The sequence below is a fragment of the Bradyrhizobium sp. 147 genome, assembly GCF_023073935.1.
Lineage (GTDB): Bacteria > Pseudomonadota > Alphaproteobacteria > Rhizobiales > Xanthobacteraceae > Bradyrhizobium.
In genome coordinates this window covers 278,662-287,712 of sequence record NZ_JADPKL010000024.1, presented here as the reverse complement: position 1 = coordinate 287,712, position 9,051 = coordinate 278,662, and the positions used below count along the sequence as shown (strand labels likewise).

Here is a 9,051-nt window from a genome sequence, read left to right as displayed (position 1 = left end):
TCTCATCCCGACACCGCCTCGATTCGACGCAAAATCAAGCGCGCGGGCTGGGATGATGCCTTCCTCCTCAGTATGCTTCGCCATATGCGATAGCCCTGCGTTCTCACGGGAGAGGCGGACGCCACCGCTCGCCGCTACCCTCCCGCCCCATACAGCTGCCGATACTCGTCCTCGTATGGCGCGTACGACTCCTTCAGCGTAGCCATGTTCAGCAGCATGGTGGCGACCTGTGCATTCGCCTTGTCGAACACGCGCGTCTTGACCCAGGCGCTTTCGGTTCGCCGGCTGCCGGAGAGTGCGACCACCTCGCGCTCCACCTCATAGTCCTCGTCGACGAAGAGCGGGCCTTTCAGCAGGCGGATCTCCTGATCGGCGAACAGGCCGACCGCCGGCCCCTTGGCCGGCAGCGGATCGTCCTTGGAGCGGTACTGGAACAGCACGCTGAGCATCTCCATCGGGATGATCGGCTTGCGCCATGGATTGTCGGCGCCAGAGTAGTACGGAGAGCTCTCCGTGATGACCGCGAGTTTCTGCCGCAGCGAGAACGGGTAGAGATCGCCCATATTCTGATCAAATGCCATGCGGACAGTCTGCCATTTGCTGGTCTGCGCCACCTTCACGTCGCGCAGAATCACGGGATCGGTCAGCGGCTTGAGCTCGCCAAGGCGCGTCTCGAGCGCGGTCGCTACGTGCGGCTCGCCGACCGAGGCGGTGCCGCGCAGCACCTCGGTGCCGTCGCGCTTGACCATCTGGATCTCGCACTGGCGGGTAGCCGGCAGCGGCTTCGACAGGATTGCCTGCACCTCCTCACCCTCATAGCAGACGCTGCGGTAATGCGCGGAGAGGCACGCGGTTTCGAACCAAGCGCGCCCCCACAGCCGTTCGCCGAGCGGTGCGAACTGGCTGAAATGCGTGGGCCCCTCGATGGTGCCGCCCTTGAAGCCGAGCTTCTGCGCCGTGGCGTCGTCATGGATCGAGGCGTGCGCCTCGTAAGTTTGCGCTTGCAGCATCTGGCGCGGCCTGCGCCACGGTCCGATCAACGCCTGGGCCGTCTCAGTGATCTCGGTGTCGAATGCGTTTGCAGCCATGGTGTTCTCCACAAGCAGCCATGACTAGCAGGAGCGCCACGGATGCGGCCAGCGATATTGACTTCGCCGACCCATGCTTTGACTGTCACAATTCGCGTCGCGCCGCGCAATCCCTCCCGCAGCACAGATCCCACGCCGAGCAAGAAGACGAGGACTTCCGAAATGACGCTAATGCAGGTCGAGCTGGACGATAAATACCGGCTCGAATCGAAGCGGATCTTCCTGTCCGGCACCCAGGCCCTGGTCCGCTTGCCAATGTTGCAGCGCGAACGCGACCGGCTTCAGGGGCTCAACACCGGCGGTTTCATCTCGGGCTATCGCGGTTCCCCGCTCGGGATGTATGACCACGCGCTGTGGCGCGCGAAATCGCATCTGCAGCAGCACGACATCGCCTTCGTCCCCGGCCTCAACGAGGACCTTGCGGCGACCGCGGTCTGGGGCAGCCAGCAGGTCGGGCTGTTTCCCGGCGCCAAGGTCGATGGCGTGTTCGGCATCTGGTACGGCAAGGGCCCCGGCGTCGATCGCTCGGTCGATGCGCTCAAGCACGCCAACGCCGCTGGCACCTCGCGCAATGGCGGCGTGCTGGCGCTGGCCGGTGACGATCATGGCTGCCAGTCCTCGACGCTGGCTCATCAGAGCGAGCAGGTGTTGGCGGCAGCGCTGATCCCGGTGATCAATCCCGCCACGCTTCAGGATTATCTCGACCTCGGCCTTTATGGCTTTGCGCTGTCGCGCTTCTCCGGCTGCTGGGTCGGCTTCAAGGCGATCAGCGAAACTGTCGAGAGCTCGGCCTCGATCTATAGCGACCCCGAGCGCATCCAGATCAGGCTTCCCGACGATTTCGAGATGCCGGCCGGCGGTCTCAACATCCGCTGGCCCGATCCGCCGCTGGAGGCCGAGAGGCGCCTGTTCGGGCCGAAAATGGAAGCGGTGCAGGCTTTCGCCCGAGCCAACCAGCTCGACCGTATCGTGCTCGATTCCAAGCCGGCTCGGCTCGGCATCGTCGCGACCGGCAAGGCCTATCTCGATCTGCGCCAAGCGCTCGCCGACCTAGGGATCACCGACAAGGACGCGCAGGACCTCGGCCTTCGCATCTACAAGGTTGCGATGACCTGGCCGCTGGAAGAGAGCGGCGCCAAGCGTTTCGCCGAGGGTCTTCAGGACGTGCTCGTGGTCGAGGAGAAGCGCGGCTTCATCGAAGACCAGCTGATGCGCATCCTCTACAACATCGATGCTTCGAAGCGCCCGACTGTCACGGGAAAGCGCGACGAGCGCGGCGCGCCGCTGCTGCCGAGCGAGGGCGAGCTGACGCCCACCATCGTTGCCTCTGCGCTGGTGGCGCGGTTACGTAAGCTCGGCCATCATAGCCCGGTGCTGGAGCAGCGCCTCGCGCGGCTCGAGGCGTTCGACAACCCTGTTACCGCCATCACGCCGATCAAGCTCGCGCGCACGCCGTTCTTCTGCTCGGGCTGTCCGCACAACTCCTCGACGCGCGTGCCCGAAGGAAGCCGCGCCATGGCCGGCATCGGCTGCCACGGCATGGCCCTGAGCATGCCGACGCGCCGCACCGATCTGATCTCGCATATGGGCGCCGAAGGCGTGAACTGGATCGGCCAATCGCCCTTCACCACCGAGAAGCACATTTTTCAAAATCTCGGTGACGGCACCTATACCCATTCCGGACTTCTGGCGCTCCGCGCCGCTTCGGCTGCCGGCATCAACATCACCTACAAGATTCTCTACAACGATGCCGTCGCCATGACCGGCGGCCAGCCAGCCGAAGGCAGCTTTAACGTCGCGCAGATCGCGCACCAGGTCTGGGCCGAAGGCGTCAAGCGCCTCGCGATCGTCTCGGACGATCCGAGCAAGTATCCGCCAGGACATTACTTCCCGCAAGGCGCGACCATCCATCACCGCCGCGAGCTCGACGCCGTGCAGCGCGAGCTGCGCGACATCGAGGGCCTCACGGTCATCATCTACGACCAGACCTGCGCCGCCGAAAAGCGCCGCCGCCGCAAGCGCGGGCTCTATCCCGATCCCGCCAAGCGCGCCTTCATCAACGAGCTCGTCTGCGAAGGCTGCGGCGACTGCTCGCAGGCCTCCAACTGCGTCTCGGTGCAGCCGCTGGAGACCGAGTTCGGCCGCAAGCGCCAGATCGACCAGTCGAACTGCAACAAGGACTTTTCCTGCGTCGAGGGCTTTTGCCCGAGTTTTGTGACCGTGCATGGCGGCAGCCTGAAGCGCATGAAGACGTCAGCGGTCGATTCCGGCCAACTGTTCGCCGACCTGCCGCTGCCCCCAATGCGCGAGCTGGACCGCCCTTATAACATCCTCGTCACCGGCATCGGCGGCACTGGCGTCATCACCATCGGCGCGCTGCTCGGCATGGCCGCCCATGTCGAGGGCCGCGGCTGCTCGGCGCTCGATTTCACCGGACTGTCGCAGAAGAACGGCGCGGTGATGAGCCATGTCCGTATCGCGCCGAAGCCGGAGGATATCTCCGCCGTCCGCATCACCACCGGCGGCGCCGACGTCATCCTCGGCTGCGACATGATCGTCTCGGCCGGTGCGACCGCGCTGAGCCGCGCCGAGCGCGGCGTGACCAAGGCCTACATCAACGCCGATCTGCAGCCGACCGCGAGCTTCGTGCAAAACCCGGATCTCGATTTCGAGATGGGAACGATGCAGACGGTGCTGCGCGATGCCGTCGGGGACAAGAATCTCGACATCATCGACGCGACGGGCGTTGCCGCCGCGCTGATGGGCGACAGCATCGCCACCAACCCCTTCATGCTCGGCTTCGCCTTCCAGAAGGGCGCGATCCCGTTGTCGCTGGAGGCCCTGCTCCGCGCCTCCGAGATCAACGGCACCGCGATCGAGATGAACAAGCGCGCCTTCACCTGGGGCCGTCTCGCCGCCCACGACATGTCGCGGGTGCGCAGCGTGCTCCAGTTCAAGAACAGGGCGGCCGCACCGACCAAGTCGCTCGACGACATCACCGCGATCCGCGCCGAGTTCCTGACTGGCTATCAGAATAGGGCATATGCCGAGCGCTACCTCGCAGCCGTCGCCAAGGTACGCAAGGCGGAGAGCGCGGCCACGCCGGGCTCCGCCGAGCTGACCGAGGCCGTCGCAAAGAACCTGTTCAAGCTGATGTCCTATAAGGACGAGTATGAGGTCGCACGGCTCTACACCGATGGCAGCTTCGCCAAGAAGGTGTCGGAAAAATTCGACGGCGACTTCACGCTGAAATACCATGTTGCCCCGCCGATCTTCGCGAAACGCGACAAGACGGGCCGGCTTCAAAAACAGGAGTTCGGCGGCTGGATGATCCACGCCTTCCGCGTTCTCGCGAAACTCAAGTACCTGCGTGGCACCGCGTTCGATCCGTTCGGCCGTACCGAGGAGCGCAAGACAGAGCGCAAGCTGATTGAAGACTATCTCGGCATGATCGATCAGCGGATCGCGGGACTGAAGGCAGAGCAGATCCCGCTGCTGGTGCGGCTTGCGCGCGTGCCGGAAATGATCCGCGGCTTCGGCCACGTAAAGGAAGCAAACATCAAACTTGCCTCGGCCGAGACGGCGCGGCTAGAAGCGGAGCTGGAGAACAGCCGCTTTGCCGCCGCGGCCGAGTAGCGGCGAGAGTGCGAAGCTCTCGCCCCGCGTCATTGCGAGTGGGGAACCGCGCTAGCGCGCTGGCTTGCGTTCGATCGGATCGATATCGATCGCCCGCAGGCGGCCGAGCCGCAGCACGTCCATCGACAGCCGCCGGCCGATCCGGTCGCGGTCGAGCACGCGGATCAGATCGTCGACGCCGTTGATCTCGATGCCGTCGAGCCTGATCACGACGTCACCGGGCAACAGGCCCGCCTTCGCCGCCGGGCCGTCCGGCTCGATTTGCATCAAGAGCGCGCCCATCTTGTTCTCGACACCGGCCAGCACCGCATGCCGCCGCGGGACCGGCGCGGTCTGCCCGGCAACGCCGATATAGGCGCGGCGGACATAACCGTGGCGGATGATCTCCGACAGCACGAACTGCGCGGTGTTGCTGGCGACCGCAAAGCAGATGCCCTGCGCCCCGTTGATGATGGCGGTGTTGATGCCTATCACCTCGGCATTCGACGACACCAGCGGTCCGCCGGAATTGCCGGGATTGAGCGCGGCATCGGTCTGGATCACATCCTCGATGGTGCGCCCGCTGACCGAGCGGATCGAGCGGCCGAGCGCCGAGACGACGCCGGCCGTGACGGTCGACTCGAAGCCGAGCGGATTGCCGATCGCGATCACGAGTTGGCCACGCCGCAGGCTCTTGGAGTTGCCAAGCGCGGCATAAGGCAAGTGGCGCACGCCGTTGGCGCGCAGGAGCGCGAGATCAGTGTCGGGATCGGCACCGAGCACCTGGGCGTCGCCGACGTGCCCCTCAACGTCGCGCAGCCGGATCTCCTTCGACGTGCCGACCACATGGCTGTTGGTGAGCACGAGTCCATCCGGCGAGATCACGATGCCCGAGCCGAGCCCGCCGCGCTCGCGTCTATCAGGCACTTTTGGTCCAGTCTCGACCCGCACGACCGCGGGCCCGACCCGGTCGGTGACGTCGATCACCGCATTGGAATAGGCGTCCAGCAGCGCCCGGTCATCGACCGGGGCGGCCGCAGTCGTTTGCGATGACGATGCGTCATCGGCGACATCTGAGGTGAAGTCTAACATGGTAAGAGTCCTCGAAGGCTCACACAGATGGTGGCCTGCTCCCGTCGACGCAAGTGGCCCGCCCGGAGCGCAACGCCTGACTGGCCAGATGGCTAGGGCGACCGCCGCAGCGAGCCGCCTCTTGCCTTGACCGGATCGAGCAGCGACCAGTCCCCGTCCGGAAGCACATGGCCCTTGGGAAATGGCGCGCGCAGCTCGAGCCCGAGCGAGCCCAGCACGCGGTCATCGCGGTAGTAGCATTGCAGCACGACACGGACGAGGGTTGCGGCAGGAACGCCGCCGGAGGTGCGGAACTGCCGGGCAACGCCGTCACGCGCGGCCGGCTCGAGATCGGCCAAAGGCATGCCGGCCAACTGCGCCAAATGATCCAGCGCCGCCGCGACCTGTTTGGTGTCGCGGCCGAGCGTTGCGAGGATGTCGGCCTGGATGATGTCGTCGTCGGCGCCCGGAACGCGATATTCCTCGCTCGGAGGAATGATCATCGCGGCAATGGTGCGGAGGTCATCGCGCTGCCGCGGCGTGAGGGTCGGCTGCTCGGACATGGCGATCCTCTAATCGAACAAATTGGCCAGGCGCTGCTTCATCTGGTCGGCGATGTAGAGCGCGAGGGCCTGGATGGTGGAGGTCGGGTTTACCCCGCCCGAAGTGACGACGATGCTGCCGTCGACGATGAAGAGGTTCTTGACGTCGTGGGTGCGGCCCCATTCGTTGACGACCGAGCGTTCGGGGTCGGTGCCCATCCGCGCGGTGCCGAGCAGGTGCCAGCCGCCCCACGGGATCGGCGAATTGATGCAGATGTCGGTCGCGCCCGCCGCTTTAAGAACCTCGCGGCCGCGGGCGAGCGCATGCTCCATCATCTTCCGGCTGTTCTCGCTGATCGTATAATCGATCTTCGGTGCGGGAATGCCATGGCTGTCCTTCAGCACCGGATCCAGCGTGACGCGATTATGCTCTTCGGGCAGGTCCTCGCAGATCGCGGAGAAACCCAGCCGATGGCCATTGAGCTTGCGGAAGACGCGGTGATGGTCGGCGCCCCAGGGCAAAATGCCCTTCTGCTCGCTGACGACGGCCTCGAACACCGGCCCTGCCCCGCGAACGAACTGCACGCCGTAGCCGCGCACGAAGCCGCGCGACAGGTCCGTGTCATACCACTGCTTGCTCCACAGGCAGGTCGGCGGCGCGCGGTTGCTGTCCGTCGGCTCCTTCACATAGCCGTAGATCTGCGCATAGGGGTGAAACATCAGGTTCTTGCCGACGAGGCCGGACGAATTGGCAAGTCCATTCGGAAAACGCCCCGAGGCCGAGTTCAGCAGCAGTCGCGGCGTGCCGACGCCGTTGCAGGCGATGATGACGACGTGGGCGGGCTGAAATTGCTCGATGCCGTCCTTGTCGTAATAGACGACGCCCGAGGCCATGCCGGTCTCGTCGGTAGTGATCTCACGCACGCGGCAATGGGTTCGCAGCTCGACGCCGGCACGGATCGCATGCGGCCAATAGGTGATGTCGGTGGAAGACTTTGCGCCTTGCGCGCAGGCCGGCGTGCAATGGCCGAGATTGATGCAGCGCGCCCGGCCCTCATAATCCATGGTCGCGACCGTCGTGTCAGACGGCCACCAGTGCCAGCCGAGCTTGTTCATGGCCTTGCCGATGATGGCGCCGGACAATCCGAGCGGCTGTTGCGGCATCGGCGGATGCGTCAGCGGCGAAAGCGGATCGCCTGACAGGCCGGACGTCCCCATTATCCGGTCGTTCTCCTCGAAGAACGGGGTCAGCGCATCGTAGTCGATCGGCCAGTCGTCGGCGACGCCGTCGAGCGTCCTCACCTTGAAATCGGAGGGATGCAGCCGCGGCCAGTGCGCGGTGTACATGACCGTCGAGCCGCCCACTGCATTGTAGTTGACGACCTTGATCGGCGAATTGTCGTCGTTGATCGGATAGTCCTCGGGCCGGCCCCGGACGTTGGGGCTCGACGACCATTCGCCGTAGAACTTGGCTTCCCAGTCCCGCCCGGTGCTGGGATATTCCGCCGGATTCATCCAGCCGCCCTGCTCCAGGCAGAGAATGTGCATCTTGGTCTCGGCCAGCGACCACGCCACCGCTGCGCCGGAAGCGCCGGCGCCGATGATCAGGACGTCCACGGGGTCTTTCATTGCAACCTTTTCCTCCCCCTCGCCGCTTACCAGGCGATTCGGCCCTGCGGCCCGCAAGGCCGGCGAACGATAGGATCAGAGCAACGGCTGAGTAAAGCCGCGAGGCCGGAATGTCGCACTTCGCAGGGCGCAGACCATTGGTCTCGCCACATCCGGATGCTAGGAACAGGGCCGCACGAGCCATCGATAGCGAGATCGTATGTCCTTCCGAAATTTCTTTGCCTCCGCGCGCGCTTTTGCGCTCGCTTCATTTTTCGCCTTGTCCGGATTTCTGGTCTCGCCCGGACCAGCCTCCGCGCTGACTGCCGCCGCGACAGCCCGCGACGGCAACTCCATCCAGCTCGGCGACGTCACCTACCGGCTCGACGGCGTTGATGCGCCCGAACTTGATCAGGTCTGCATCGACGAGCACGCCGATTCCTGGAGCTGCGGCATCGAGGCCCGCGACCAGCTGACGAAACTGATCGGAAAACGGACGGTGCGCTGCGACGACGTCGGACCGGAAAAGAGTTTTGGCAAGCGGCACCGCGCCATCTGCACGGCCGAGGGCGACAAGGCCAGCTTGAACGAGCAGTTGATCAAGCTCGGCTTCGCCCTCGCGCGCGAGCCGATCAAGGCCAACGTCAAACCGGCGGCCACCGAGGCCAAGACGGCGGCCGCTGGGATCTGGAAGGGCTGCTTTGTTGCACCGCAAGATTTCCGCGCCGGCAAGAGGGATGGCGCGCTTCTCGGCGCCGCGTGCCGCCCCGACCGGGACAAGGAAATCCGCGCCGTGCTGTTCCCCGAGGAGCTGACGATGCCGCCGAGTTGCAGCATCAAGGGCAAGCTCGCGGTGCGCGCACGCGTCACCGGCAATATCGGCATCTATCATTTGCGGGGCTGCCCGAGCTATCCGGCGACGACGAAGCCCGACCGCTGGTTCTGCTCGGAGGACGACGCCCAGGCCGCCGGTTTCCGCAAGGCCTATAATTGCCGTCGGCCGAAGTGAACAATTCCTTCACACATCCGTGAGTAGTAGTCCGAGACCGTATTGATCCGGAATTGAAGTCTATCGGGAGTTGCGTCATTCGTATGCGTACGCAAGCGCTTTGCGCGAGCGTTTCCTT

At 64.9% G+C, this 9,051-nt stretch carries 6 protein-coding genes; 2 read left to right on the top strand and 4 right to left on the bottom strand.

What is annotated here, in order from left to right; genetic code table 11:
• Positions 1–134: 134 nt before the first annotated feature.
• The gene (locus IVA87_RS06960) at positions 135–1,088 is read right to left on the bottom strand and encodes a hypothetical protein (RefSeq protein ID WP_247303115.1); all 954 of its coding nucleotides are present in this window, start codon (positions 1,086–1,088) and stop codon (positions 135–137) included.
• Positions 1,089–1,250: 162 nt separating this feature from the next.
• On the opposite strand from IVA87_RS06960, the gene IVA87_RS06955 reads away from it, so the two are divergent.
• On the top strand, positions 1,251–4,724 hold the full coding sequence (locus IVA87_RS06955) for an indolepyruvate ferredoxin oxidoreductase family protein (protein WP_247333062.1): 3,474 nt from the start codon (positions 1,251–1,253) through the stop codon (positions 4,722–4,724).
• A 51-nt stretch (positions 4,725–4,775) separates the two neighbouring features.
• Here IVA87_RS06955 and IVA87_RS06950 read toward each other — a convergent pair whose 3' ends face one another.
• The 3 genes from IVA87_RS06950 to IVA87_RS06940 form a co-directional block, all read right to left on the bottom strand.
• Entirely contained in the window at positions 4,776–5,795 is a 1,020-nt protein-coding gene (locus IVA87_RS06950) for a trypsin-like peptidase domain-containing protein (protein ID WP_247303117.1), read from the bottom strand.
• 92 nt (positions 5,796–5,887) lie between these two features.
• A complete protein-coding gene (locus IVA87_RS06945) occupies positions 5,888–6,337 on the bottom strand; it encodes a hypothetical protein (RefSeq protein ID WP_247303119.1) in 450 nt (149 codons plus the stop codon).
• 9 nt (positions 6,338–6,346) lie between these two features.
• A complete protein-coding gene (locus tag IVA87_RS06940; RefSeq protein WP_247333061.1) occupies positions 6,347–7,945 on the bottom strand; it encodes a GMC family oxidoreductase in 1,599 nt (532 codons plus the stop codon).
• A gap of 199 nt (positions 7,946–8,144) precedes the next feature.
• On the opposite strand from IVA87_RS06940, the gene IVA87_RS06935 reads away from it, so the two are divergent.
• Positions 8,145–8,933, top strand: coding sequence for a thermonuclease family protein (locus IVA87_RS06935; protein ID WP_247303123.1), 789 nt, complete (start codon positions 8,145–8,147; stop codon positions 8,931–8,933).
• The last annotated feature ends 118 nt before the right edge of the window (positions 8,934–9,051 follow it).

Coding starts and splice junctions, on each gene's coding strand:
- IVA87_RS06960 (WP_247303115.1), bottom strand. CDS start 1,088: ATGGCTGCAAACGCATTCGACACCGAGATCACTGAGACGGCCCAGGCG.
- IVA87_RS06955 (WP_247333062.1), top strand. CDS start 1,251: ATGACGCTAATGCAGGTCGAGCTGGACGATAAATACCGGCTCGAATCG.
- IVA87_RS06950 (WP_247303117.1), bottom strand. CDS start 5,795: ATGTTAGACTTCACCTCAGATGTCGCCGATGACGCATCGTCATCGCAA.
- IVA87_RS06945 (WP_247303119.1), bottom strand. CDS start 6,337: ATGTCCGAGCAGCCGACCCTCACGCCGCGGCAGCGCGATGACCTCCGC.
- IVA87_RS06940 (WP_247333061.1), bottom strand. CDS start 7,945: ATGAAAGACCCCGTGGACGTCCTGATCATCGGCGCCGGCGCTTCCGGC.
- IVA87_RS06935 (WP_247303123.1), top strand. CDS start 8,145: ATGTCCTTCCGAAATTTCTTTGCCTCCGCGCGCGCTTTTGCGCTCGCT.